The organism is Aliiroseovarius sp. ABM4_368 (assembly GCF_056161205.1).
In genome coordinates this window covers 13,755-38,625 of record NZ_JBSWYR010000005.1, presented here as the reverse complement: position 1 = coordinate 38,625, position 24,871 = coordinate 13,755, and the positions used below count along the sequence as shown (strand labels likewise).

The 24,871-nt window shown below is 57.7% G+C and carries 23 protein-coding genes and 1 riboswitch; of the genes, 11 read left to right on the top strand and 12 right to left on the bottom strand.

All coding sequences use genetic code 11. From position 1 onward, the window contains the following. Positions 1 to 85: 85 nt before the first annotated feature. Both ACXAH3_RS14520 and ACXAH3_RS14515 read left to right on the top strand, forming a co-directional pair. On the top strand, positions 86 to 862 hold the full coding sequence (locus ACXAH3_RS14520; protein ID WP_474862818.1) for a FadR/GntR family transcriptional regulator: 777 nt from the start codon (positions 86 to 88) through the stop codon (positions 860 to 862). Positions 863 to 939: 77 nt separating this feature from the next. Then, positions 940 to 2,580 carry a thiamine pyrophosphate-binding protein gene (locus ACXAH3_RS14515; protein ID WP_474862817.1) on the top strand — a complete coding sequence of 547 codons (1,641 nt, stop codon included), beginning with the start codon at positions 940 to 942 and terminating at the stop codon, positions 2,578 to 2,580. A gap of 297 nt (positions 2,581 to 2,877) precedes the next feature. Here ACXAH3_RS14515 and ACXAH3_RS14510 read toward each other — a convergent pair whose 3' ends face one another. Continuing rightward, entirely contained in the window at positions 2,878 to 3,198 is a 321-nt protein-coding gene (locus ACXAH3_RS14510; RefSeq protein WP_474862816.1) for a hypothetical protein, read from the bottom strand. Between the two features lie 210 nt (positions 3,199 to 3,408). Between ACXAH3_RS14510 and ACXAH3_RS14505 the strand changes: the two genes are divergently transcribed. Beyond that, positions 3,409 to 4,299: a DUF1403 family protein gene (locus tag ACXAH3_RS14505; protein ID WP_474862815.1), complete on the top strand. Its 891-nt coding sequence runs from the start codon at positions 3,409 to 3,411 to the stop codon at positions 4,297 to 4,299. Beyond that, positions 4,296 to 4,877, top strand: coding sequence for an SMC-Scp complex subunit ScpB (gene scpB / locus ACXAH3_RS14500; protein ID WP_474862814.1), 582 nt, complete (start codon positions 4,296 to 4,298; stop codon positions 4,875 to 4,877). The genes ACXAH3_RS14505 and scpB overlap by 4 nt, the downstream gene beginning before the upstream one ends. Before the next feature lie 82 nt (positions 4,878 to 4,959). Here scpB and ACXAH3_RS14495 read toward each other — a convergent pair whose 3' ends face one another. Genes ACXAH3_RS14495 through ACXAH3_RS14480 form a run of 4 tightly spaced genes read right to left on the bottom strand, consistent with a single transcriptional unit; the run spans position 4,960 to position 9,385 of the window. Further along, complete coding sequence (locus ACXAH3_RS14495) at positions 4,960 to 5,907, bottom strand: formylglycine-generating enzyme family protein (RefSeq protein ID WP_474862813.1); 948 nt, start codon at positions 5,905 to 5,907, stop codon at positions 4,960 to 4,962. Between the two features lie 9 nt (positions 5,908 to 5,916). After that, on the bottom strand, positions 5,917 to 6,990 hold the full coding sequence (locus ACXAH3_RS14490) for an AbrB family transcriptional regulator (RefSeq protein WP_474862812.1): 1,074 nt from the start codon (positions 6,988 to 6,990) through the stop codon (positions 5,917 to 5,919). A 48-nt stretch (positions 6,991 to 7,038) separates the two neighbouring features. Continuing rightward, the gene (locus ACXAH3_RS14485; protein WP_474862811.1) at positions 7,039 to 8,421 is read right to left on the bottom strand and encodes an FAD-binding oxidoreductase; all 1,383 of its coding nucleotides are present in this window, start codon (positions 8,419 to 8,421) and stop codon (positions 7,039 to 7,041) included. 37 nt (positions 8,422 to 8,458) lie between these two features. Next, on the bottom strand, positions 8,459 to 9,385 hold the full coding sequence (locus ACXAH3_RS14480) for a sulfatase-like hydrolase/transferase (RefSeq protein ID WP_474862810.1): 927 nt from the start codon (positions 9,383 to 9,385) through the stop codon (positions 8,459 to 8,461). A gap of 10 nt (positions 9,386 to 9,395) precedes the next feature. On the opposite strand from ACXAH3_RS14480, the gene ACXAH3_RS14475 reads away from it, so the two are divergent. Then, positions 9,396 to 10,145 (top strand): sulfatase-like hydrolase/transferase, encoded by a 750-nt coding sequence (locus ACXAH3_RS14475; protein WP_474862809.1) that lies wholly within the window; start codon positions 9,396 to 9,398, stop codon positions 10,143 to 10,145. A 12-nt stretch (positions 10,146 to 10,157) separates the two neighbouring features. Further along, positions 10,158 to 11,285: an alpha-hydroxy acid oxidase gene (locus tag ACXAH3_RS14470; protein ID WP_474862808.1), complete on the top strand. Its 1,128-nt coding sequence runs from the start codon at positions 10,158 to 10,160 to the stop codon at positions 11,283 to 11,285. Between the two features lie 130 nt (positions 11,286 to 11,415). Here ACXAH3_RS14470 and ACXAH3_RS14465 read toward each other — a convergent pair whose 3' ends face one another. The 7 genes from ACXAH3_RS14465 to thiM are packed head-to-tail and all read right to left on the bottom strand — an operon-like array spanning position 11,416 to position 16,695. After that, complete coding sequence (locus tag ACXAH3_RS14465) at positions 11,416 to 12,147, bottom strand: ABC transporter permease (RefSeq protein ID WP_474862807.1); 732 nt, start codon at positions 12,145 to 12,147, stop codon at positions 11,416 to 11,418. Continuing rightward, positions 12,144 to 12,866: an ABC transporter ATP-binding protein gene (locus tag ACXAH3_RS14460; RefSeq protein WP_474862806.1), complete on the bottom strand. Its 723-nt coding sequence runs from the start codon at positions 12,864 to 12,866 to the stop codon at positions 12,144 to 12,146. Before ACXAH3_RS14460 ends, ACXAH3_RS14465 begins: the two co-directional genes overlap by 4 nt. Further along, the gene (gene tenA, locus ACXAH3_RS14455) at positions 12,863 to 13,552 is read right to left on the bottom strand and encodes a thiaminase II (RefSeq protein ID WP_474862805.1); all 690 of its coding nucleotides are present in this window, start codon (positions 13,550 to 13,552) and stop codon (positions 12,863 to 12,865) included. The genes ACXAH3_RS14460 and tenA overlap by 4 nt, the downstream gene beginning before the upstream one ends. Then, the gene (locus ACXAH3_RS14450; protein ID WP_474862804.1) at positions 13,549 to 14,487 is read right to left on the bottom strand and encodes an ABC transporter substrate-binding protein; all 939 of its coding nucleotides are present in this window, start codon (positions 14,485 to 14,487) and stop codon (positions 13,549 to 13,551) included. The genes tenA and ACXAH3_RS14450 overlap by 4 nt, the downstream gene beginning before the upstream one ends. Continuing rightward, the gene (gene thiD / locus ACXAH3_RS14445; protein ID WP_474862803.1) at positions 14,484 to 15,290 is read right to left on the bottom strand and encodes a bifunctional hydroxymethylpyrimidine kinase/phosphomethylpyrimidine kinase; all 807 of its coding nucleotides are present in this window, start codon (positions 15,288 to 15,290) and stop codon (positions 14,484 to 14,486) included. The genes ACXAH3_RS14450 and thiD overlap by 4 nt, the downstream gene beginning before the upstream one ends. After that, positions 15,287 to 15,922, bottom strand: a complete 636-nt coding sequence (gene thiE / locus ACXAH3_RS14440; protein ID WP_474862802.1) for a thiamine phosphate synthase — start codon at positions 15,920 to 15,922, stop codon at positions 15,287 to 15,289. The genes thiD and thiE overlap by 4 nt, the downstream gene beginning before the upstream one ends. Next, positions 15,919 to 16,695, bottom strand: coding sequence for a hydroxyethylthiazole kinase (gene thiM, locus ACXAH3_RS14435; RefSeq protein WP_474862801.1), 777 nt, complete (start codon positions 16,693 to 16,695; stop codon positions 15,919 to 15,921). The genes thiE and thiM overlap by 4 nt, the downstream gene beginning before the upstream one ends. A gap of 51 nt (positions 16,696 to 16,746) precedes the next feature. Then, positions 16,747 to 16,835, bottom strand: a riboswitch (TPP riboswitch). A 656-nt stretch (positions 16,836 to 17,491) separates the two neighbouring features. On the opposite strand from thiM, the gene ACXAH3_RS14430 reads away from it, so the two are divergent. The 5 genes from ACXAH3_RS14430 (at position 17,492) to ACXAH3_RS14410 (ending at position 24,516) form a co-directional block, all read left to right on the top strand. Further along, a complete protein-coding gene (locus ACXAH3_RS14430) occupies positions 17,492 to 17,848 on the top strand; it encodes a roadblock/LC7 domain-containing protein (protein ID WP_474862800.1) in 357 nt (118 codons plus the stop codon). A 129-nt stretch (positions 17,849 to 17,977) separates the two neighbouring features. Beyond that, positions 17,978 to 19,945 carry a dynamin family protein gene (locus tag ACXAH3_RS14425; protein WP_474862799.1) on the top strand — a complete coding sequence of 656 codons (1,968 nt, stop codon included), beginning with the start codon at positions 17,978 to 17,980 and terminating at the stop codon, positions 19,943 to 19,945. After that, positions 19,942 to 21,117, top strand: coding sequence for a dynamin family protein (locus ACXAH3_RS14420; protein WP_474862798.1), 1,176 nt, complete (start codon positions 19,942 to 19,944; stop codon positions 21,115 to 21,117). The genes ACXAH3_RS14425 and ACXAH3_RS14420 overlap by 4 nt, the downstream gene beginning before the upstream one ends. Further along, positions 21,114 to 23,240: a dynamin family protein gene (locus ACXAH3_RS14415; RefSeq protein WP_474862797.1), complete on the top strand. Its 2,127-nt coding sequence runs from the start codon at positions 21,114 to 21,116 to the stop codon at positions 23,238 to 23,240. Before ACXAH3_RS14420 ends, ACXAH3_RS14415 begins: the two co-directional genes overlap by 4 nt. A 10-nt stretch (positions 23,241 to 23,250) precedes the next feature. Beyond that, positions 23,251 to 24,516 carry a dynamin family protein gene (locus tag ACXAH3_RS14410; protein ID WP_474862796.1) on the top strand — a complete coding sequence of 422 codons (1,266 nt, stop codon included), beginning with the start codon at positions 23,251 to 23,253 and terminating at the stop codon, positions 24,514 to 24,516. Positions 24,517 to 24,871: the final 355 nt, after the last annotated feature.

Genomic DNA, 24,871 nt, shown 5'->3' with positions numbered 1-24,871 from the left:
CACTAATATATCAATCTATGCCATAAGTCAGGTTGTCAGACAAGTCGACAGGGGTTAGAAACAAGTAACTGCAAAGGATTGGCAAATGGAAGAATTGGCAGGCGCTGACATCATTGACGGCAGTGGTGCGACGACACGGTTTGCGCCAGTGGCGCGGCCAAAGCGTTTGCCAGACGAAGTGGCCGGGGTGCTTATTGCAGAGATCGAAGACGGCAAGTTAAAGCCCGGCGACCGGCTTCCAACCGAGGCAACGTTAGCGCAGGAATTCGGCGTGGCGCGGACTGTGATACGCGAGGCGATATCGTTGCTGCGGTTTGATGGAATCATCGAAAGTCGACGCGGGGTAGGGGCTTTTGTAGCGGATCCCACGCGTCGCACGTCGTTTCGGATCAGCCCAGCCTGTTTCGAGAAGCGCCGCCAGATCGTCCAGCTTTTGCAGCTGCGGACCGAGGTGCAAGCAGGGGCAGCAGCGCTGGCTGCTGAGGTGCATACTGATGTGGATCTGGCAGAAATCCGGTCGTTGTTCGATACGATGGTTGCGGCCGACCGCGCAGGTCCGGACATGGCTTTGGAAACGCGCGTCGAAGCCGAGCTGGCTCTTTATCGGCGGATCTGCGTGGCAAGCGGCAACAGCTATTTCACGGATGTTGTGCAAATGATCGAGATGAACATTCAGACGCATCTGCAATCGGCCTTTCTTAAAAATGCGGCGGCTTGTGAGTTTGGCCCGAAGATCATCGATGAACACCGAGAAGTTCTGTTAGCGATCGAAGCAAGAGATCCCGATGCTGCAAGGGCGGCGACACAAAAGCGGTTCCAAGCCGCCTCGGCGAGGTTGGCGGCGCGGGGCGACTTAGCCTGAGACCAAAGCTGTAACACACCACGCGCCAACCTTTGGGTGTGAGACGATGGCCCAAGGGGTGCAGAAGGAGAACTGAAATGAAAGATGACAGCACGATGCACGGCGGCAGGCTTCTGACAGAGTGTCTTGCAAACCAAGGGGTTGAGCGGGTGTTCTGCATTCCCGGCGAAAGCTATTTGGCTGCGCTGGATGGGCTTTATGACAGCGACATCGATGTGGTTGTGGCGCGGCAGGAAGGCGGTGCGGCACTCATGGCTGAGGCAACCGGCAAGCTGACCGGGAAGCCGGGTGTGGCCTTTGTCACCCGCGGTCCGGGTGCAACCAATGCAAGCGCTGGTGTGCATGTGGCGCATCAGGACAGCACGCCGATGGTGCTTTTTATCGGGCAGGTGGCAAGTGATCAGCGGGACCGCGAGGCGTTCCAAGAGGTGGACTATCGCAAGATGTTCGCGCCTTTGGCCAAGTGGGTGGCTGAAATTGATCGCGCCGACCGCATCCCGGAATATGTCAGCCATGCCTTTCACGTGGCGCAGAATGGCCGCCCCGGGCCTGTGGTACTTGCCTTGCCCGAGGATATGCTTTCCGGCCCAGCCACAGGCGAAGCAGTGGCGCCCGCAGTGGTCACGTCCGGCAAAGCCGCAGAGGATGATGTAAGCGCGGTGGTGGATCGGCTTGCCAAAGCCGAAAGGCCTCTGGTCGTTCTTGGCGGCGGAGGGTGGTCCGGCGCGGCGGCACAGGCGGTAGGCAAGTTTGCCGCCAAGATGGGGATGCCCGTTGGGGCGTCATTCCGCTGTCAGGACTATCTGGACAACCGGCACCCTAATTACATTGGTGACGTGGGCATCGGCATCAACGCTGCACTGGCGCAGCGCGTGCGTGACGCGGATGTGATCTTGTCACTGGGGGCCCGGCTGGGGGAAATGACGACGTCTGGCTACACCCTTTTGACCCCGCCCGTGCCGAAGCAATCGTTGATTTTCGTGCATGCAGACCCGGACGAGATCGGACGAGTCTATCGCCCAGAGATTGGCGTGGTGGCGCGACCCGGACCCTTTGCCGAGCAGCTTGCCGAAGCCGCCGTGGAACGCGACGGAGGAGACTGGCTTGCCGCGGCACAGGCGGATTACGCGGCTTGGCAAACCCCACAGGAAACGCCGGGGCCGTTGAAGATGGAGAATGTGATCATGCATCTGAACGAGGTGCTGGATGATCGCGCGGTGCTGACCAATGGGGCGGGCAATTACTCGGCTTGGCTGCACCGGTATTACAAGTATCGCGGCTGGCGCACGCAGCTGGCCCCGACAAGTGGGTCAATGGGATATGGCTTGCCAGCGGCGATTGCCGCCAAGCTACAACAGCCAGAGCATGATGCAATCTGTCTGGCCGGGGATGGTTGTTTTCAGATGGTCAGTCAGGAGTTCGGAACTGCCTGCGAATACGGTGCCAACGTCATCGTTATCCTGTGCGACAATGGCATGTATGGCACGATCCGAATGCACCAACAAAACAACTATCCAATGCGGCCATCGGGGACTTCGATGCAGAACCCTGACTTCGCGTCTCTGGCACGGGCCTATGGTGGTTACGGGGCGACAGTAACTTGCGATGAGGAGTTCCGCCCAGCCTTGGCCGAAGCCCGAGCGGCAGGAGTGCCCGCGATCTTGCATCTGAAGCTAGATCCAAAGGCGCTTTCGCCGCGTTTGGTGCTAGAGGGCTGAGAGCCGTACCAGATTTGGCGGTTTGGGCCATCGGTCCCGATAGGGTGTAGCGGCCTTGTGAATCACGGGCGGTGGGTTGGCTGTGCCGTGCTCAAGGGCGCAGAGATTGAAGCCGCCTGTCAGGTGGTGAAAGGTATGTTGGGCTGACATTGATGCCGGGCGTACAACGGTGACGGAAAATGAATTTCCGTTGCATCCTGTCCGCACCGGCACGACGGGTGCAGGCTTTGGGGATTGCGCAGGTACAAACCGAAGACACGCGCGGGAAAAGCTGCACTCACGATTCTAGTGGAAGGCTCAGATGTCGATGCGCTGGCCCGTTTCTTGTGACTGATATGCGGCTTCCTCGACCCGCGTCACAATTGCATAGTCATTGGCTTCGTTTTCCAACGCGCTTCCGTCAAGAATGTGCGAAACCACGTGTTGGTTTAGGCGCATCACGCAATCACCCGCAAAACCGGGCCATTCCTTTTGCGAAAGGATACACTTGGTTTGGGTCTGACCAGCTTTGCGCAGATGGACTTCACCATATCCATTCAACGACATTTCGCCGCCCGTTCCTTCCAACACAGCTTCACCCAGCGTCAGGCGATGGTTGTCGGCTGCATGGTCAATCATGCACTAACATTCAAACCGGACCACTTAGGTGGGGCTGATCATACCCATACCGGATTTAGTGCTGGTAAAAGTGGTCGCAACGCGAGAAGCATTTGAAGAAGGTCGGGCAATGACCGGCGCGGTTTTGTCCTGTGCCTTCATGGCAATAAACAGGGGCGGTTAGGGTGGTATTTCCTAGAACAAACCGCCGCTATGACATAGGGTCGCCGCATGAAAGACGGCCGAATTATATTTGACCAAGATGCCGGTGGGTTTGTCCAACTGCCGCGTTGGGTTGCCTTGGCGCGGGCAGAAAACCTAGAGGATGCGGGTTTTTTGTCAGGTGCGGCATTGGCACATTTAGATCGGGCTGTGCATCATTCCAACACACCTCAAGCCTTGTTGCGCGCCCGGTTGGCGTTGCGCGCGGCTGAGGCGTCAATGCAGATTGCGGGGCGCCCCGAAAGGGAAGGGGAGCTGCGCGACGAGCTTCTGCTTTTGCGTCCCGGCGATCTGCCCGGCCCGGCGGGTGCGGTGTATCAAAACTGGCAGCGCGCGGTGGAGCGGCCGGTTTCGGTCAAAGCGATGACGCGGGCGCTGCCGAAACTGGACCCGGTTCAGGCAGCGACGTGGCTGGATGCGGGGCAGGGGATGCCGATCACGCGGGCGGCGCAGGTGCTCGAGGCGGTGCTGACGGACCTTCCGCGCGCCGAACCGACGGCGTTGATCCTGGCCGATGCTGCCTTGTCGCAAGCGCTTGGGTGGCGTTTCCTGCTGCCTTGTCTGTCGGTCGGATTGACCCGTGCCGATCTGCGCAAACGAGACTCGGATCTGCAACTGGCCTGTCACCGTGCCACCTTGCGCGCCGTGAATGAGATTTTGCCGCTGGTCCAAGACCTGTCCCGCCGCGCCGCGCATTTGGCCCATGTCGCGCCGAAACTGCGGGCCAAGCAATCCAAGGCCGCTGTTCAGATTTTCCTGACCCAAGACGCGGTCGCCCCGTCTGCTCTGCCCATGCCTGACCGCGCTGCACGGCGTCTTTGTGACCGGTTGGTCACGCTGGGCGCGGTGCGCGAGCTGACGGGCCGCGACACATTCCGCCTGTACGGGATCGCACCATGAGCCCCCGCGACACGCCCCCCTTTGACCGGCTCCTGAGCGACCTGCCGCCCGAACTGCGCTGGCGCGAATGGATGCGCCGGATCGAGGCGGTTCTGTTCGCCAGCGCCCGCCCCGTCCCGCGCGAGGATCTGGCGCGCGTGGTGGGCGAGGTTTCGGTCGAGCTGTTGATTGACGATCTGGCTGCCGATCTGGAAGCGCGCGCCTTTGAGGTGGTGAAAGTGGCCGAGGGCTGGACCCTGCGCACCCGCCCCGCGTTGGCCCCGGTGATCCACGCGGCGGCGGATGTGGGCGACCAGATTTCGACCCTGAATGAGTTTGACATCGCGGTTCTTGCGGCCATTGCCTATCGCCAGCCAATCACGCGGGACGGGCTGAAAGACATCTTCGGCAAAGAGATCAGCCGCGATTTGATTGGCCGTCTACACGAACGCAACCTGATTGGGACCGGGCCGCGCGCGCCTCGCCGCGGTGCACCTTATACCTATGTCACCACCGATCACTTCCTGCTGGCCTTCGATCTGGAAACACTAGGCGACCTGCCCGACCGCGAGCAGTTGCAGGATGCAGGGATAGGGTAGGGGGCGCAGTGGTGGGCCCAATTGATCTCTGACCCGAACAGCACATCGGGTGTTTGGCTAAGGTATCATTGTTACTGTCCGGTCAATCCGGCCAGACCACGCGGAACCCTTGATGGGTCGTGGTGCTGTCCGGAGACGTCCCAGACCGCGCGGCGATCCTGTAGCGATAGCAATAGGATGCGTGGCACAGAAACGATCCGCCTTTGGAAAGCTTATAGCCCTTCATCGTCGCAAGCCGCTGCTTCACCTGCTTTTTCAGAGACTTGATGCGATAGGCATCCGCCGTCCACTCCCAGACATTGCCCACGACATTATAAAGCCCGTATCCGTTGGGTTCATAATGCTTGGCGGGCGCAGTTGTAACGAACCCGTCCTTTGCGGTGTTCACTTTTGGGAAGTTGCCCTGCCAGATGTTGCAGGGCTGGTGATCACGATCGTTCGGTTCACGATCCCCCCAAGGAAAGCGCACATCGCCTAAGCCGCCACGGGCCGCGTGTTCCCATTCCGCTTCGGTGGGCAGACGCCCGCCTGCCCATTTCGCATAGGCCTGCGCATCGTTCCAAGAAATATGTACCACGGGGTGATCTGGGTCCCAGACCTGATCCATTGTGTCGGGTCCGTTGATGTCACGCCAGTTTGCGCCGTCAACGCGACGCCACCATTCGACATCCTGAACACCTAGCGTCGGGCCGACCCGTTCAGGGACTTGCATCCAGAAGACGAAGAACCAGCCAAAGCGCTCGGCTTCGGTGACATAGGCGGTGTCTTCAATGAACTGGGCGAACTGCGCGTTCGTCACGGTCGTTGCCCCGATGCGGAAGGGTTTCACCCGCGTGTTGCGGATTGGATCCTCGCCATCGTCGGGGATTTCGGGATGCTGCGTGCCTGTAAAGGACCGCCCCCCGGGAATGTGCACGGCATCGGAGGCGATGCGCAGCCCGCCTTCGATCACCAGTGCGGGATTGGCCGGCGCGTCCCCGGTCGGGCGCGCCGGCGTGCAGCAGCTTTTCTTATCAGGTTCAAGACGCATGGTTGGACGTTAGGTTTTGGAGGGGCTGTTGCCAAGCCGTTTGGACATCAAACCGGCAAGGGTGACAGTCATCAGGATACGAAACAGATGATGCGTCGACACAATGACGGGGCTGACGCCAAGGCTAAGCGCAATCAGGCTCATTTCAGTGACGCCGCCGGGTGCGAAACTGATCAGAAGCGTTTGGAACGACATCGGGACGAATGGTATGATCAGCAACGCAAGGCCTGATGCAAGAGCGAGCGCCATGATCAACGTCACAACCCCAAGACCGAACGCGGCAAGCAACCGCCTTGGCGTTGTCTTGGCGAATTGTGACCCAAGGCTTGCGCCAACAACCAACTGAGCCACGTTTATAAGCACCGAAGGTCCTTGCAGGTTGATCAGCTGCGTGGCCTGCAATCCGGCGGTCAGGATCAAGGGGCCGATTAGGGGCGCGGCGGGCAGGTGCAGCTTTTTGCCAAGCAGTATCCCCAAGGGGGCGAGTATGAAGATGGCAAGCCAATCTTGCCAACCCGCCGGGCTTTTCGAAAGCACTTGGTTTGCGGCACTTCCAACCGTCTCGCCGGTGACGACAAGGAACAGCATGGGCACGATCAAGATGACCAACACGATTCTAACAAAGTGCTGAATGCTTAGCGTTTCGACGTCACCGCCTGCCTTGCTGCCAAGCTCGATCGCTTCGATCAACCCGCCGGGCATGGCAGAATAGAACGCGGTGGGGCGGTCATATTTTCCAAGATGGCGGAACACGGCATAGTTCGAGGCTTGCGCCAGCACGACGAACACAGCCATCGCGGTAAGCGTGATGCCCATGGTGGGAACGATGCCCAAGACTTGGGACGAAAAGGTTGTGCCGATCATGGTCCCAATCATGGCGATGAACACCTCGCGCAAGATCCGCGGGAATGTTGATGCCTTTCCCGTTCGCGCGGCGATGATCAAAGACACCGAGGCCGTCGCAACCAAGCTGCCCAGAAGAAACGGGATGGGCCATCCCAGTTTCCAGGCGATCAAGGCACCAATCAGGCCCGATCCAAGGATGCGGATCAGGCCAAGCGCGGTTGGGGGGTGTTGGTCCATATTGGTTCAGGCTTAAGTGGGTGATGTAGCAGGCCAGACTGGCCGCCGCTAGTTTACCGAGACCAGCTTCCCGGGGTTCATAATGTTGTCGGGGTCGATGGCCTGCTTCAGCTTGGCCATCAACAGATACGCGTCGCCATGTTCGTCCAGCATGTATTTCATTTTGCCGGTGCCGACCCCGTGCTCTCCGGTCACTGTGCCCCCGAATTCCAAAGCGGCACGGTTGACCGCGGCGGCAAGCGCTTTGGCGCGGGTCATTTCATCCGGGCTGTCGGGGTCCACCAAGATCAACAGGTGAAAGTTCCCGTCGCCCACATGGCCAACAAGGGGCGCGATCAGCCCGGACTCGGCGATCAGTTCCTTGGTGCGCGCGATGCAATCCGCCAAGGCCGAAATCGGCACGCAGCAATCGGTGACCAACCCTTCGCAACCTTTGCGCAGGGACTTCCCGGCGTAATAGGCGTTGTGACGCGCCTGCCAAAGCCGCTCGCGATCTTCCAGTTTTGTTGCCCAGTCGAACCCGGTGACTCCGAACTCTTCTGCGATGCCTTCGAACAGTTCGACTTGTTCTTTCGCGCCAGCTTCAGAGCCGTGGAATTCCAGGAACAGATGGGGTTTCTCGGGCAGGTTTAGGTCCGGGTTGAAAATGTTCATACCCTTCATCTGGACATCATCCAAAAGCTCGATCCGGGCCATGGGGATGCCCATCTGGATCGCCATGATCACGGTGTTAACCGCGTCATCCACGGTGTCAAATGCGCAGGTCGCGGACAGGATCGCATCGGGTCGTCCCACCAAGCGCACTGTCAGTTCGGTGATGATGCCCAGCGTGCCTTCGGACCCCACAAAAAGATGCGTTAGGTCATAGCCCGCAGCCGATTTTCTGGCGCGTGATCCGGTGCGGATGATGGTGCCATCTGCCAACACGACCTCAAGCGCCAAGGTGTTTTCGCGCATGGTACCATAGCGCACGGTGTTGGTGCCCGAGGCGCGCGTCGCGGCCATCCCGCCCAACGTTGCATCTGCGCCCGGATCGACCGTGAACATCAACCCGCTGGCCCGAAGTTCGTCGTTGATTTGGGTGCGTGTCACGCCCGGTTGCACCACCGCATCCAGATCGCTTTCGTGTATCTTAAGCACCTTGTTCATTTTGCTGGTGTCGATGCTGATTCCGCCGTGAATGGGGATGACATGACCTTCCAGCGAGGTGCCGATGCCGAAGGGTACAACCGGAACTTTGTGGGCCGAGCAGATCTTCATAATCTCCGATACCTCGGCCGTGCTTTCCGGGAACGCCACCGCGTCCGGCAGGGCCGGCTGCGAATAGGCTTCGTCGCGGCCATGGATCTCGCGAATGGAGGCTCCGGTCGACAGGCGGTCGCCCAGAAGCGCGCGTAGATCTGTGATGGTTTGGGTGATTTTGTCCTGCATCATGCGGCTCCGTTTGTCGTGGGGACTGAGGGGTCAGTTAGGTCTTTGGCGGCGGTGTGGCTGACGGCGCGCCCATCGTCGCGGCAATGTCCTTGCCACCATAGGCTTCGATCATCGCGTCTTGATCCGCAAATGCCTGCGCGTTCACGGCGTCAGGATCACAAAGCCCGCGCAGTTCGGCCTGCATTTGGGCCAGTTCGGCGGCATGGTTGGGATATTGCGCCAGATTGGTCAGTTCCTCCGGGTCGTTCTTCAGATTGAACAACTCTGGCTCATAACCGACATATTCGATGAGTTTAAGGTCCCCTTTGCGCAGCATAAAACATGCCGAGACCGCCCCAATCGCGTGGTATTCGCTTAGAACCGCGCGGTCGGTGTCTTCAGGCGCGTTGGCGAGGTCATAAAGCGATGTGCCCGGCCGCGTGCCCTCGAGCGTCGCGTCAAAATGGTCGATGATGGTCTCGGACACATCCAGCAGGCTTGCTGTCGTCGCGCAGGTGGCAGGCGGGGTTGCACCAAGGCTGGGCGCGGGGGCCATGATCAGGGGGATAGCGGCGCTTTCCTCGTACATGTTCATCTTGCCCCACAAGTCGCGCACCCCAAGGTTTTCGCCGTGGTCGCTGGAATAGATGATCGTCGTATCGTTAAACTGGCCACTGTCTTTCAGCGCCTGCACGATCCGCCCAACATTGTGGTCCATAAAGCTGGTCAGCCCATAGTAAGAGGCGATTGCCATGCGGCGTTCTTCTTCGTCTTTCCAGCCGTCTTCGCTGACCATCGCAGCGTCGGTTGTCTTGACCCAAGGATGCGGCACATACCCATCACGCTGCCGCAGCTTGTCAGCAGGCAGCTTGTCGGTCGGATAAAGATCATAGAACTCTTGCGGCGCGATAAGCGGGTGATGCGGCGCGACAAGCCCGACGTAAAGGCACCACGGCGCGGTGCTGTCTTGCGCCTCCGGCAACCAATCGCAAGTGCGCTCGGTAACGGCGCGGCCATGGTGGCACCAAGCTGCGGTCGAAACCAAGATCGAAGGCGAGGGGGCCGAGATCAGAACCAATTACTCGCGCTATCCCGATATCTCGGACGAACACCTGCGCGAGGTGATTGCCAACACCTATGGCCAGCTGTCGCTGATCGACCATTCGGTTGGACGCATCATTGCTGAGCTTGAGGCGCAGGGATTGGCCGACAACACCTATATCGTCTACACCGCCGACCACGGCGATTGGCTGGGTGATCATGGGCTGGTGCTGAAAGGCCCGATGCCGTTCGAGGGGCTTTTGAACGTGCGTGCCATTGTGAAAGGCCCGGACGTGCCCGTGGGCAAGGTCAGCCATGAGCCCCTTTCGACGCTGGACCTTGGCGCGACCTTCATGGATTGGGCCGGCGCGGACAGCTTGATGGAGATCCACGGAAAGTCCATGCGCGATGTAATCTCGGGCGACGGCACCCGTGATGCGGCGATGAGCGAATGGGAACTTCTGCCCGGCCGTGTCGGGGTCGGACTGTCCTTGCGCACCGTGCGCAGCAAGACCGCCAAGTTGACCGTGGACCTGCAATCGGGCGATGGCGAGCTGTATGACCTTGAAAACGACCCGAACGAGCTTCGCAATGTTTTCAACGATCCCGATTATGCCACGCTGAAATCCGATCTGACTGAAATTCTGATGTCGCGGCCCGATGATATGCGGCCAAATCAGGTTCAGGTTGGAATGGCGTAAGGGGAACAGACTATGCCTACGATCACATGCGTCGAAGACCTGCATCAGCTTTACAAGCGCCGCGTTCCGAAGATGTTTTATGACTATGCGGAAAGTGGATCCTATACCGAAACGACCTTCCGCCGGAACGAAGCCGACTTTCAAGACATCCGTATTCGTCAGCGGGTCGGTGTCGATATCACAGATATCGACACAAGCGCGACCATGGCGGGGGCGTCGGCCAAGTTCCCGGTCGCGTTCGCGCCCGTCGGAATGCTGGGCATCCAGAACGCAGGCGGTGAAATCAAAGTCGCCACAGCGGCGCGTGACTTTGGCGTGCCGTTTATCCTGTCCACCATGTCCATCTGCTCGATCGAGCAGGTGAAAGGGGCCACCGGCACCCCATTCTGGTTTCAGCTTTATGTCGTCAAAGACCGCGAATTTGTCCGCGACCTGATCCACCGCGCAAAGGCGGCGGGATGTTCTGGGCTTGTGGTTACAATGGACCTGTCCATGCTGGGGCAGCGCCATAAGGACGTGAAAAACCAGCTGTCGATCCGGCCCAACTTGAAAAACATGCTGAACATTGCCACCAAGCCTCGTTGGGCGATGGAAATGGCAACGACCCAGTATAAAAGTTTCGGCAATGTGATCGGCCACGCCAAAGGCATCGACGACCTTAGCAGCCTGCTGGTCTGGGCGAAAGAAATGGTCGATCCGTCGCTGGATTGGGACGATGTTGAATGGATCCGCAAGGAATGGGGCGGGCCGATCATGCTGAAAGGCATCATGGATGTCGAGGACGCCAAGATCGCCGCGGATATGGGCATCGAAACCATCGTCGTTTCGAACCACGGCGGTCGTCAGTTGGACTGTGCGGGCAGCGCGATTTCGCTTCTGCCCGAGATCGCGGATGCTGTGGGCGACAAGATGGAACTGATGATGGATTCCGGCGTGCGCACCGGCATGGACATCTTCCGCGCCCGTGCCCTTGGCGCATCTGGCGTATTGCTGGGTCGTGCCATGGTCTATGCGCTTGGGGCAATGGGGCAACCGGGTGTCGCGACCCTTTTGAACATTCTTGAGCAAGAACTGAGAACGACGATGGGACTGGCAGGGAAATCTCGTGTGGCTGACATCAGCCGCAACGACGTTTTCTGATTGTGCTGCGCGTGTCCGAAAGCGCAGTGATCACAAACTCAGGTCGGGCCAAGAAATGATGTGCTCGGGCAGGATGGTTGGCCCCTTCTGCCCGGTGGGTTTCTGGCGTGCAGATGCGTTGACTAAGAACTCAGGGTTTGCTGAGTTTCTGTACTGCGTAGGATACAGCCAGATGTAGCGCAATGGCCATTGCTGCTAGTGTAATCAGGCTTGCGAACATCAAATCGGTCTTTGCACGTCCATTGGCCAAGAGCATCAGATAGCCCAAACCCCGCGAAGAGCCGACCCATTCACCGATGACAGTCCCGATCGGCGCATAGACTGCGGCAAGTTTGAGGCCCGTGCCCAATGTTGGCAAAGCATATGGCACGCGGATCAACCAAAGCGTACGTGTCTTGCCCGCCCCCATTGTCTGAGCCAGATCAAGCATCCCCATGGGCACCCGCGTGAGCCCGTCATAGAACGCGCTGACGACCGGGAAATAGATGATCAGAACTGCCATGGCGACTTTCGAGGCAAGTCCATATCCGAACCAAAGTGTGAGCACAGGGGCAAGCGCAAACACAGGAATTGCTTGGGAAAATACCAGCATTGGCATGGTCAGGCGCTGAAGTCCGTCGAACCGGGCCAGTGCGATGGCGGTTGTCGCCCCCAGCGCAACCCCGACGGCCAAACCCAGCAAAACCGCGCTGAGCGTTGCGCGTGCGTGGTCCATCAGCAATGCGCGGTTTTCCCAGCCTGTTTCTGCCACGATAAGCGGTGATGGCAGGATAAAGCGCGGCGCATCGGTGATCCAGATCAGTGCCTGCCAAAGAGCGAGACCGCCACAGATCGCTGCAAAAGCATAGACAAGCCGGTTCATGGTTTTGCCCTTAGGTGATCAAGAAGCGCGGACTGAGATGCCACCACATCTGCATTCGCAAGGTCCCGCAGTGGTGCCGCGTCTGGCAATGGCCAATCTTGTGCACCATTTTTCGTGATGACAATGATCCTGTGTCCCAGCCGAATGGCTTCTGACGGATCATGGGTGACCAGCAGCACCGTTTTGCCGCGCAGTGTCTCGGCCGCCAGTTCCTGCATCTCGGCGCGTGTACCGGCATCAAGGGCTGAGAAGGGTTCATCAAGGAACACAAACGGGCGGCCCTCCATCAATGTACGCGCCAGCGCCACACGCTGCCGCATACCGCCTGAAAGGGCAGCGGGCCGTTTATCGAGATGATCACCCAGACCGATTTTGCAAAGCAGTTTGCGGGCGCGTTCCGCATCGGGCCTCTCGCCCCGCAGACGCGCGCCCAGAAGCGCATTGTCCAGCACGCTAAGCCACGGCATCAGCAGGTCAGATTGGGCCATGAACGCCGCGCGCCCTTGAATGTCGCGCCCGTCGGTTGCGCGGATCGTGCCTTGGAACTCGCCTTCGCATTTCAACCCGGCAATCAGGCGCAGCAAGGTCGTCTTGCCCACACCAGATCGGCCAAGCAAACAGGTCCATTGTCCAGCGTTGATCTGCAGATCGACCTCGCCAAACAACGGAGCCCCGGCCAAGCGATGGTGCCCCGAAACGCTGATCCCCGGCGCGTTCACGCAACCCCGCGTAGGCCCATGCCCCAGAAGGCGACCTCGAGCTGTGTGGCGGTCGTGAACCGTTTCTGAAGTCCGGCCCAACGGGGTGACGATTGCGGCGACGGGCCAAGACGACGCAGAATTGCCGCGTCAATCATCTGGCCCAGACAGATCATCGAGTTCTGATATTCCTCTTCGTCATAGGTGTCGATCCACGCGCGATAGGGCGTGTCGGGCGCTGCGCTTTTCCCCAGCCGCGTGCCAATCTCGGCATAGCCAAAGCAGCACGGCGCAAGTGCGGCCACCAGATCAAGAAAATCGCCTTGAAGCCCCGCATCCATCACATAGCGCGTATAGGCGAGGTTCTCGAATTCCTCTGCCGCGTTGAACAGCGTTTCCTCGTCAATCCCTTCTGCGGCGCAGGTCTGCACATGCAGGGCCATTTCGTGATTGACCAATCCGTCGACCGAGGCGGCGCAGGCTTTCATTTCGTCCAGCGTTTCCGCCTTCACGACACCCATAGACCATGCCCGCGAAAAGTGGGTCAGGAATACGTAGTCCTGAATGAGGTAGTGCAGGAAAGATGCGCGCGGCAATGTGCCATCACGCAGGCCTTCAACAAAGGCATGGTGAGTGTAAGCGTGCCAGTCGTTTTCGCAACCGGCGCGCCACAGGGCAAAAGTGCTGCCGTATTCCCGCGCGCTCATTGGGCGCTCACGTCGATAGCGATGTCAGAAACCGCATTGATCGCTGGGATCAGACCTGCATCGTGCAGGAAGGTCTCGAACGCAGCATAGCGGCCAGCGTCCAGCGCGGCAGGGCGCAAGGCAAAGCGTGGCAGCGTGTCGAACCAAGCACGATGGTTGAGTTCATCGCCAAGCTCGGGAGCGGTGCCAGAGAAGATCTTCCAGCTTTCTTCGGGGTGGTTGATGATGTACTGCGTCGCACGTTCGGTCGCGGCCAGAAAGCGGCGGACCACATCGGCATCCATCGTGTCGGGATTGGCCACATAGATCAGCTCGTCATAGGTGGGCAGGCCTTCTTCCTCGACATAGAAACAGCGCCCTGCGACCCCTTCAATGTCCATCTGGTTCAGCTCGAAATTGCGAAAGGCGCCAATCACCGCGTCGACCTGACCAGACATGATGGCAGGCGAGAGCGAGAAGTTCACATTGACCAGCTCGACCTGATCAAGTTTCACGCCATGGGTGCCCAGAACCGCACCTAGGACCGCATCTTCAACCCCACCGACCGAGAAGCCGATCTTGTGCCCTGCCAGATCGGCGGGTGTTTCAAAGGGGCTGTCTTCAAGCACCAAAAGGCAATTCAGTGGCGTGGCCACCAACGTGCCAATGCGCCGCAAAGGCAGGCCTTCATGGCGTTGCAGGTGCAGTTGCGGCTGATAAGAAATCGCGATCTCGGCCTGACCTGCGGCGACCAGCCGGGGCGGGGCTGACGGATCAGCGGGTGCGATGATCTCAACCTCAAGATTCTCATCGGCGAAATAGCCATTTTCCTGCGCGATGATGACCGGGCCGTGATCGGGGTTCACGAACCAATCCAGCAGCAGGGTTATTTTATTTTGCGCCAGAAGCGGCCCGGCCCAAAGGGACAGGACAAGGGCAGAGAGGGTCTTTTTCATCGGGGCAGTCCTTTTAGATTTGCAAAGTGATGGGTGGGGCCGTGGCCCGATCCAACGGACAATTCATCCGCATGTGCGATGGCATCGCTGACATAGGCCTTGGCGGTGGCGACGGCCTTGGGCAAAGGTTCCCCATGCGCGAGCTGTGCGGCCAGAGCGGCCGACAGGGTGCAGCCGGTGCCGTGCGTGTTGCGAGTGGCTGTGCGCGCGCCTTCGAACCATGTCACATCATCCGAGGTGACCAGACAGTCAGGGCTATCCGCACCGTCAAGGTGGCCGCCTTTCATCAGAATGGCTTTCGGCCCCAAAGCGATCAGCGCGCGCGCCTGCTGCGCCATCTCATCGCGGGTTTGCGCGATCGACGTGCCCAGAAGGTGTGCGGCCTCTGGCAAGTTGGGCGTCAGCACAAGGGCGGCTGGCAGAAGCTGCTTTCGCAACGTGTCTACTGCGTCGGGCTGCAAAAGGGGTGCTCCGCCTTTGGCAATCATGACCGGGTCCAGCACGATCGGTGCATCACAACCGTGTAGCGCCTTCGCGACGGCGGCTGCGATTTCGGCATTGGCGATCATACCGATTTTGACGCCGTCGACGCGGATATCGTCGAAAACAGTTTTGATTTGCGCCTGCACGAAGTCTGGCGAAACAAGATGAATGCCGCTTACGCCTTGGGTATTCTGCGCGGTCAGCGCGGTGATTGCGGCCATCGCGTAAGCCCCATTGGCCGACATGGCCTTGAGGTCGGCATGAATGCCCGCGCCCCCGGATGGATCGGAACCGGCAATGCTAAGAACATTCGGGATCATTTGAGGACCTCTTTCTGTGCAAAAGCCTTGGCAGCGGCGGTCACATCAGTCTGGCCGCAAATCGCCGAGACAACCGCAAGACCATCCGCTCCGCTTTGCTGCACTGGTCCGATGTGGTCCGCCTTCAGCCCGCCAATGGCGACATTGGGCAGCGGTGACAGCGCAACAAGTGACGCCAATCCGTCAAACCCTATTGGTGCCTTGTGGTCTGTTTTGGTGGCCGTGCCGAACACTGGGCCGAGCCCTAGGTAATCGACCAAGGACGGATCGACTGCCCTGACCGTTTCAGCCGATTCACAAGACAGGCCCAGCACCTTGCCCGGCCCAAGCAGACTGCGCGCCTGCGCTGGCGTCATATCACCCTGTCCGATATGTGCCCCGTCCACATCAGCGGCCACGGCGGCCTCGATATCATCGTTGATTACAAGCGGAACGCCACTGCCTGACAGCGCGTCTTTCAGCGCGCGCGCAAGGGCGATACGTTCGGCCGTTGTGGCCGTCTTGTCGCGCAATTGCACGAAGCTGACACCGCCAGCCACCGCGCGGCGCACGGTTTCCACCACACCAAGCGGTGCGCAAAGCTGCGGGTCGGTCACAAGATACAGTCGAAGACTGTCGCGCAGGGTCGTCATCCCTGCACCGTCTTGGCCAGATCGTCCGCTTGCACCGATGCCAGCGCATCTAGGAAATGCACCTGAAAGCTGCCCGGTCCTTTTGCCTGCGTGGCGGCAACATTGCCGGCGGCCTTGAAATGCGCCAACGCACCAAGCGCTGCATCAAACGCTGGCCCCACGGCCGCATAAGCGCCCATCAGCGCAGTTTGGGAACACCCCAGTGCGGTAATTTTCGGCATCAGCGCCGAGCCGCCGGTGACTTCGGCGCTTTGCGTGCCGTCCGTGACGAAATCCACCGGACCAGTGACGGCAACGGTTGCGCCATAGTCCTGCGCCAACGCCTTAGCAGCGTTTTTGGCTGCATTGACGCTGTCGCCACTGTCGGCGCCCTTGCCACTGCCTGCTTCGCCAGCAAGGGCCAAGATCTCGGACGCATTTCCCCGCAGGATCGTCGGGCGGAGCGCAAGCAGATCCTGCGCGACACCCTTGCGATAGGTGCTAACGAAATGCGCGACAGGGTCCAGAACCCACGGCACATCCTTTTCATTGGCCGTTTTGGCAGCGGCCATCATCGAGGCGGCCCAAGGCGTATCCAGCGTGCCGATATTAAGGGTCAGCGCCCCACAGATTGGCGTGAAGTCCTCGATTTCTTCGGTAGAATGTACCATCGCAGGCGAGGCACCCGCTGCAAGAACAACATTCGCAGCGACATTCATCGCCACATAGTTCGTGATGCACTGCACAAGCGGGTTTTGCGCACGCAGCGGGGTCAGAAGATCAGTGTACGACATTCGTGTTTCTTTCTCATCGTGACGAAGAAAAAGAGCACCTGCCAGCTTGGATGAAAGCGACTGTGACCTCCCTCCGCCAGCATTATCTGGTTCAGGTTCAAAGGGTACGTCTCAGCTTTGCAGCGCCCCTGGCGATGGCGACGCTAGGTCAAGTTGCGCGTACGGTCAAGCGGTGCTGACACCGGTAGGGCGTGTCATTTCATAAATTAGAGGCGGGAAGTTAAAGTACGCTTGGAAAAAGAAAGTGCGGGCTCGACTTGCCATCTGTTTGTGAAGAATCCACTCGTCAGGCAGACACGCAATCCGCCAAATCTTAGGCTCGAGCTTGAGAACACCGCTCACCAAATGCGCCAAAATCACAAGGGCGGATTTGTCTTTCTTGGAGGTGATGTCTTCAGGTCAAGAAGCCACCATATACTTGTATCGTTTCGACGCCCGCCTGTCCGAGCAGGTTCGGGCCCCTTGGGAATAATTCAGGTTGAAGATCAATAATTTAGGACTAAATCCGTCTTTTTGCTTCCCAACCGAAACAGCCCCCAGCAAGCGCCCCTGCCGCGTGAGCGTCTGGGCACCCAATTCATGTGCAACAAAATGACCATTTCGCCACATTCTTAGGAGGATCAAATCCGTCTTCAGTGGTTGTTTGCGGATTCTACAAGGATTCCAACGTGGTATCTGAGATCAGGTGCTCCACGTACAATTCTAATGGTGCCTTTGAATCACCCAGATTGCGCCAAATAAAGAACAATTGGGGTGATGATATCAGTGCCCTTGTAACTATTAACGGAATCTTACAATGTCTACTGATATCTCTGAACTGAAGAATGTTGCTGGCTTCATTGGCGCGTGCCTTGTCGACAGCGAAAGCGGCCTGATGCTGGCCTCTGAACAGGGCAGCCGGAAGTTCGATCTAGAAGCTGCTGGCGCCGCGAACACCGAAGTGGTGCGCGCGAAGAACGCGGCGATGCAGGCCCTGGGTCTGGACGATATGATCGAAGATATTTTGATCACCCTCGGCACCCAGCTGCACCTGATTCGCCCCCTTGCTTCGAACCCAGCGGTCTTTGTTTATCTCGCTGTTGACCGCAAGACGGCCAACCTCGGCATGGCACGCTTGAGTGTAAAGAAAGTCGAAGCTGGTCTGACAGTCTAAGACCCCTTCGGCACAGTATTGCGGTCCGGACTGCTTGCCGGGCCGCAATACCTCAGTTTGAATTTACGAGTATTAGTAGACCGGCTTTATGTTTCAAGTGCGCGTCTACTGTAACGAGGGGCGCTAGTTATGCAATCTGACAGGTCTGTTCAGAACAATCACGGTAAGGATTTTGAAGAACTAAATGCCTTCTGGGATGATTTGTCGAACCTGGAAGCCAAGCTTCAGGATTTTTCAGAATGCGCTTTGAGCTTCGTTGAAGATCCGCTTGAACGGGTTTTAGAGCAAGTTCGCTCGTTCGAGCCATCGGTCAGTATCATCGGACAGATCAAGGCCGGTAAAAGCACGTTGTTGAACGCGATGATCGGGAAGACCGATCTTTTGCCGTCCGACGTGAACCCGTGGACCTCGGTGATTACATCGGTGCATCTTAACAGTCGCTACCGTCCGCCCAATACGCGGGCCCTGTTTCGATTTTTTGACCAACATGAATGGGACCGGCTGGTCGCAACTGGCGGTCGGTTGGGCGAAATGGCCGATCGCGCCGGCTTCGAGAGCGAAGTCGAAGAAGTGCGCGCCCAGGTTAACGAAATGCGGCAAAGCACCGAAGAGCGGTTGGGTGATGAGTTCACCACTCTGATCGGCAGCAGCCATGCTTTCCCCGAGATCGAAAAGAGCACCGTTGACCGGTATATCTGCTATGGCGATCCTGACGATCTTGCCGAAGGTGTCGAAGAAGGCGTCTATGCGGATCTGACGAAATCGGCAGATCTGTATCTTGACCTGCCGGGCTTCCCCAACGGTCTGTGTTTGCGTGATACGCCGGGCGTGAACGACACATTCATGATGCGTGAGCAGATCACGCTGAATGCCATTTCTGACAGCCGCGTTTGCGTGGTTGTTCTGTCTGCGCACCAGGCGCTTTCGACGATGGATGTCGCCCTTCTGCGGATTATCTGCAGTGTCGAAGCGCGCGACGTTCTGATCTTCGTCAACCGTATTGATGAATTACCAGACCCGGTCGGCGCGCAAGAAAATATACGCAATTCGATCAGCCGGACGTTGACCCGTATGGGTGTCGGTGATGACATCGAAATCCTGTTCGGAAGCGGATATTGGGCCAATTGCGCACTTGGCGATATCGAAGCCATGATGCCTGCTAGTAAAGCCTCGCTGCAACGAATGCACTCCTCGGCAGAGCTGAGTTCGCCTGAGTTGATGCGTGAGGTTGCGATGGAAGCCTCGGGAGTTCCGGCGCTGCATCGTGCGATCGCCTCTCGCGTCGTCCATGGACAGGGGCAGGCGTTCCGACGCGATGTCGAAGCCGATATCGAAACCATTCTGAACATGAGCGAGACGGTCGAGGACCTTGCCTCGCATCAGGATGTACGGCAGATGAATGTCGACCTGACATCGGCAGAGCTTTCGCTGAAGCTTGCGGATATTCGCGACAAGGCACTCGAAAGCTTTGATGGCAGGGCAGCAGAGGTTCGCGGCAAACTGCGCGAGCGTCTTGAGCGGGCGCAAATGACCTTTGTCGCATCTGCCGTTGACGCACTTCAGTCGCATCTTGAAGCTTTCGGCGAGAGCGGCTCTTGGCACCACGACCCAACAAGCCTTCGCATGATGATGCGGACCGGGTTCAATTCTGCCTGCGCGAAACTGCGGCGGGAAGGCGAAGCGACCTTTGACCAGATCCTCGAAGATGTTCAGGAATTGCTGCAATCCGAGATGGGTGCCCACCGTAATGGCGACAGCATCGAATTTCCCGAACAAGTCCAGCACAAGGCCCCAACCGCGCTTGCACGAACCCTGTCGTTGGATCTGCAAGGAACCTGGTGGCGTAAGTTCTGGCGTCTTGGAAAGAAGAACGCAGCCGAAAAACGGTACCGCGAAGTCATTATTTCCGAAACTACGCCGCTGATCGATGATTTGTTGAATGACTTCTTTGATCCTACGATCAGCAAAACCCGCGAAGTTGTTGAAAACTTTGCGATGGATCAGTCACAGTTCTGCAAGGCCATTCTTGAGCGTTTCCAAGAGCGTGATAGAACAGCGATCGATCGTGGCACGCAACGGGAGAGGCTGTCGGCATGACAAGGTCTGAAAGAAAACGCACGCTGGATACAAATTCGGCAACCCGCAAGCCGCGTGTTTTGATTGCCGGGGAGTTCAGTGCTGGTAAGACAATGCTGATCAATGGGCTGGTTGAAGATACGATCCTGCCATCGAACGTTACATCGACCGCGCTTCCTCCTGTGTGGATCACACAGGGGCCAGAGGCGCGAGCTGTCGTTGACCTGAACGGGCAGGTCAACGAATGCAGTTCGTTCGACGGCGTTTCGGTTTCAGAAACGCTGTATTGCATACTGGGAACCCAGTCGGAATTCGTCAGCTCGGTCGAGCTTATCGACACGCCGGGCAACTCGGACCCCAATATCCCGGCTGAGTGCTGGGAAAGAATGCTTGATTACGCAGATATGGTTGTTTGGTGTACGAACGCGACGCAGGCCTGGCGGCAGAGCGAGAAAGCCGTCTGGGATGAAATGCCCGAACATTTGCGCAACAACGCAACATTACTGGTGACCCATGCGGATCGCCTGCCTGACGAACGTTCCAAGGACCGTGTCTTGCGGCGTCTGAAGCGGGAGACCGGCAATTATTTCGACCACTTGATTTTGGCATCGCTTCTGGATGTCGATGATTTGGCAAAGGTCGGGTCTCATATCCAAGATGTTGCGGCGAAGCTTGAAGCGCTGCCCGGCGAGGAACAAGACATCGTCAAGGGTTTCCTGGGGGCGCATCGGGGACAGAACGCAAATGCCGCACAGGTAGAGGAAGTCGAGGACACACGGGACCACGAAGCGCCCGCCGAATCCGTGCCCAACTTGGACACGCTGGCAAAAAGCGAACCGGAAGATAATCTGTCATCGCCGCTTGTGCTTACAGGGCCTTTGTTTGATCCGTTGGACGGAAAAACCCAGTCGGCAACTATTCACCCGTTGGTCCTTGGCAGCACCGCTGCACAGAACCCACCGGTTGCTGATCTGCCTGCAATCCGGCCGCAATCCAGGGCACGGGCGCTTTGGGCCGAATGCTCGGATGGCGTGGACATGTCTGACGCCGACGCATTGTTGTCGTGTGTCGAGCGGCTGATTGCGAAACTCGATAACGAGCTTGAACCCCTAGAAGATGTTTCAGATGATGCCACCGATCTTGGTTCGATCGATGAACAAATCCGGAATATAGTAAGAGGTAGCCAGATATGAAGATTGCGCCGAAACAGCGGCAGGAATTGGATTTCTTGCGCGATACTCTGGAAAACCTTGAAAAATACGCTGGTCGTGACACCCGCCAGAACTTCCGTGATCTGAGAGCGCGGTTTGACGACTGGGCTGCCCGTGTGGCCATTATCGGGCAGGTGAAGGCTGGCAAGTCGACCTTTCTTAATGCGTTTCTCCACCAGCACGATTTTCTTCCCTCGGACGTGAACCCGTGGACATCGGTCGTGACGAACATTCGCATCAACGTGCCCAACGATCCGATCTCGGGCGCGCGTTTCGAGTTTTTCGATGATAGCGACTGGGACGAGATCGTGAATGGCGGGTCGAAGATCCGCAAACTGACTGAACAGCTTCTTCCGGGCTTCGATGCTGAAGTTTTGCGTCAGCAGAGCTTGGAAATGCGCGAGCGGGCCGAACGCCGACTGGGCAAGCATTATAAGACGCTGCTTGGGACACATCATGATTATGATTTTCTGTCGCCCGACCTGCTTAAACGTTATGTCTGCGCCGGCCCGGGTTCCGATGATGGGTTGTCCCGAGAATCCCTAGGCCGGTATGCTGCTTTGACAAAAGTGGCGAATGTTTACATGCGGCTACCGGAATTCCAGGTGCCCACGATCCTGACGGACACACCGGGCGTGAATGACCCGTTCTTGGTGCGGGACGAGTTCACCTGCCGCAGCCTGGACAACTCGGACGCATTCATCGTGGTTCTGTCTGCGCACCAGCCGCTTACCGATGTGGATGTTGCTTTGATCAGGATCCTGGCCAAGCAGGATTCAAAAGAAGTGATGATCTTCGTCAACCGGATTGACGAGCTTGATAACTATAGCGTCGAGCTGCCAAGGATCATGATGGATGTCGAACGCCGCCTAGAGGCGGCCATTCCGGACATCAATTTCACGCTACTTGCAGGCAGCGGTTATATGGCTGATCTGGCTATGCGGACCGATGCTGACGCCGAGGCCGAAATTCGTGACCTCGACAACGAAGAGCTTGTCGAGTTCCTAAAAGAGAATTACGGCACTGTTCCGCAGGATCCTCGTGATCGGCTTGTCTTGGCGTCTGGCCTAAACGAAGTTAAGTCGGCCCTATCCAAGTTGATTGACGATGGGCTGGGACGCCGTCAGCTTGACCAGTTCCGCAGCGATACGCGTGCCGAACTGAATGCCGTGCAGTTCGTAACCAAGCGCGAGCGCGACTCGCTTCAACAGCAAGTCGAAAGTGTGAACAGCGAGACCGCAACGATGATCGTCGATGAGCTTGAGGGCGAGATTGCAGAGATCCAGAAGGTTCAGTCGGATCTCGAGGCAAATCTTGAAAACGCCAATAAGCAGATTGAGAAGACACTCAACAAATATTGGTCGAAGCTTGAAGCTAAGCTGGTTTCCCATATCGAAGAATTTGTCGGCGAACAGAAATCTACATTCAACGATCGTGCCTTCAGGACTACGGTCACGGGCAGCAACGACAACACGATCGAAATCAGCACGTTGCCCTTGCAGGCCCGAATGGAAAAGGAAGTGGTGCAAAGCTTTGCGAAAGCGCGTGCATCCATTGATGTTCCTTTGAGCAATTGCATCATGGCGTGCCGTCAGAAAATCCAAGAGCATTTTGACGATTCCATCGAGAATATCTCGCTGGACGACCTGCCATACGAGACGTTCAATTCGACACTTACGCTGGCAAAGCAAACGCTGAAGGTTGATATTGTCAGCGGGCGGAACTGGGCCTTCTGGCGCCAGAAATCCGTCGATGTCGACAAGTCCATCGCGGCGCTTCGCAGTATTGCAGCGATGGAACTGCGACCTCCGGTCGAGAAAATCCTGTCGGCTTACAACGAGGCACAGGTCGAGCGGGCCAGCGCGGGGCTAGCACGTATTCAGACGATGCTCCGCATGATCGAAATCAGTCTGACCGAACGTTCCCATCGCCTTAAGCAAACGAAGGGGGAGTTTGAACAGATCGCCAAGGATCCGCAATTGCAGCAGCGTATGGTGTCTCGTATCCAAAGCCAGATGGAAGTTCTGGAGCGACGCTTGTTGAATCTTTCTGCATTGGACAGTGCTGTGTTACGGTCCGACATCATGGACTCAAAAGTCGCATAGGAAACTGATCATGAATTCTGAACGCATTGATCTTGGCGCAAAAACTGGTTCAAAACCGGTGCGTGTCGTGGTTTGCGGCGAGGTAAGCGCCGGAAAATCGACCGTTCTGAATGCCTTGTTGCGAAGCAGGATTCTGCCTGACAACCTGGGTAGTGGTGTGCGGCCTGTTGTCTATCTGCGATCTGGCGATGGCAATGATGCGAATATCATTTACTCCAACGGTGAATCGCACAAACTGGACGGCATCAGCGATATGGATTCGCTGCGTGGTGCGAAACAGATCAGCCTGCTTTCGGATCAACCGCATCTGAGCGGGCTAGAGTTGATCGAAGTCCCATTCACCAATGCCGCGGAAATGACCCAAGACCAGCTGGACCTTGTTGCGTCGGCAGATGTGATGGTTTGGGTGACAATCGCGTCGCAGGCTTGGCGGCTGACAGAGAAATCAATTGTCGAAGCGTTTGGCAAAAACCGGCCTTCGCGGGGCATTCTTGTATTGAGCAGAGGGGATAAGGTTCGAAAGAGTATCGACCGCCAAAAACTGCTCGACCGGGTAAAGCGCGAAACAGCCGAGTTCTTCCAGCACCATATTTTCGTCGGCGGCTCGCGCAGCCAGATTGAAAATTCCGCAGAATCCGACGAGTCATGGCAAGCCATCGGAGGGTCCGAGCTTGCCTCGTTGCTGGGTGGTTATTCTGGTCAGGCCACATCCCGCAAGGTTTCCGACCCCAAACAGGATGCGGACGTTTCCAATATCGTCAAGCTGGATGTCTATAAGAAGCCAGTGGCCGACAAAGCGCCCCGGCCGGTGGTAGAGCAACCCCCCGCGACGGTGAAGGAAACCCCGGCAGCTGCCGCGCCGGCTCCAGCCGATCAGGGTGATACGCAACCTGCGGAAATGGACACTTCGAAGGAAGCCGAGGTTTCACCAAAGCTTGGATCGTTGGCCGAAGATCTTCCGCCTGGTGTGTGCTCCGGCTTTGTTCTCCACTCTGACGAATTCAATTGCATTGTCGTGACCGGTGAACTGGAACCAACTGAAACGGCCGCAAAAGCCTGCCGCGAAGCACGCGCAAAACTCGTATCCGCGTTTCCTTCCGATAGCGGTGTGTTCGAAGCCTGTACGATTTGTAGCGACAATCATGTCCTCGTATTTCAGGATATTAAAGAAGTGGGGTTTCTGTTTCTTTATGCAGATACCAGAACGATGAATTTCGGGAACGCGCAACGTGTGATGGCCAACCTCGTCGCCGCCTGTTTGGCTGATCCCGAGTGAATGTTCCCTGGCGTGCTATGAATTGCTGACCAAGACAACAATGTGAAGAATGTACCACGGGCCAAGGTTTTTGATGTGGAACGGCATGATCGGTATGCCGCCAATCACGCCAAGTTCAGGCTGTGTCTTTATGCTGTCTGGCGATAACCAGTGACGACAGCCACTGAGACAGGTGTTGAAGCATGTGTTCTTCAAGGTTGTGGCCCACCCCGTCGAACATTTTCAGCTCTGACCCGTGGATAAGGGTATGGGCGCGATATGAGCTGTCCGAAGACAGGCAGCGGTCTTGATGTGCGCCAATCACCAAGTGTAGATATGTACGGACTTTCGGGACACTTCCTGTAAATTCCCCGAT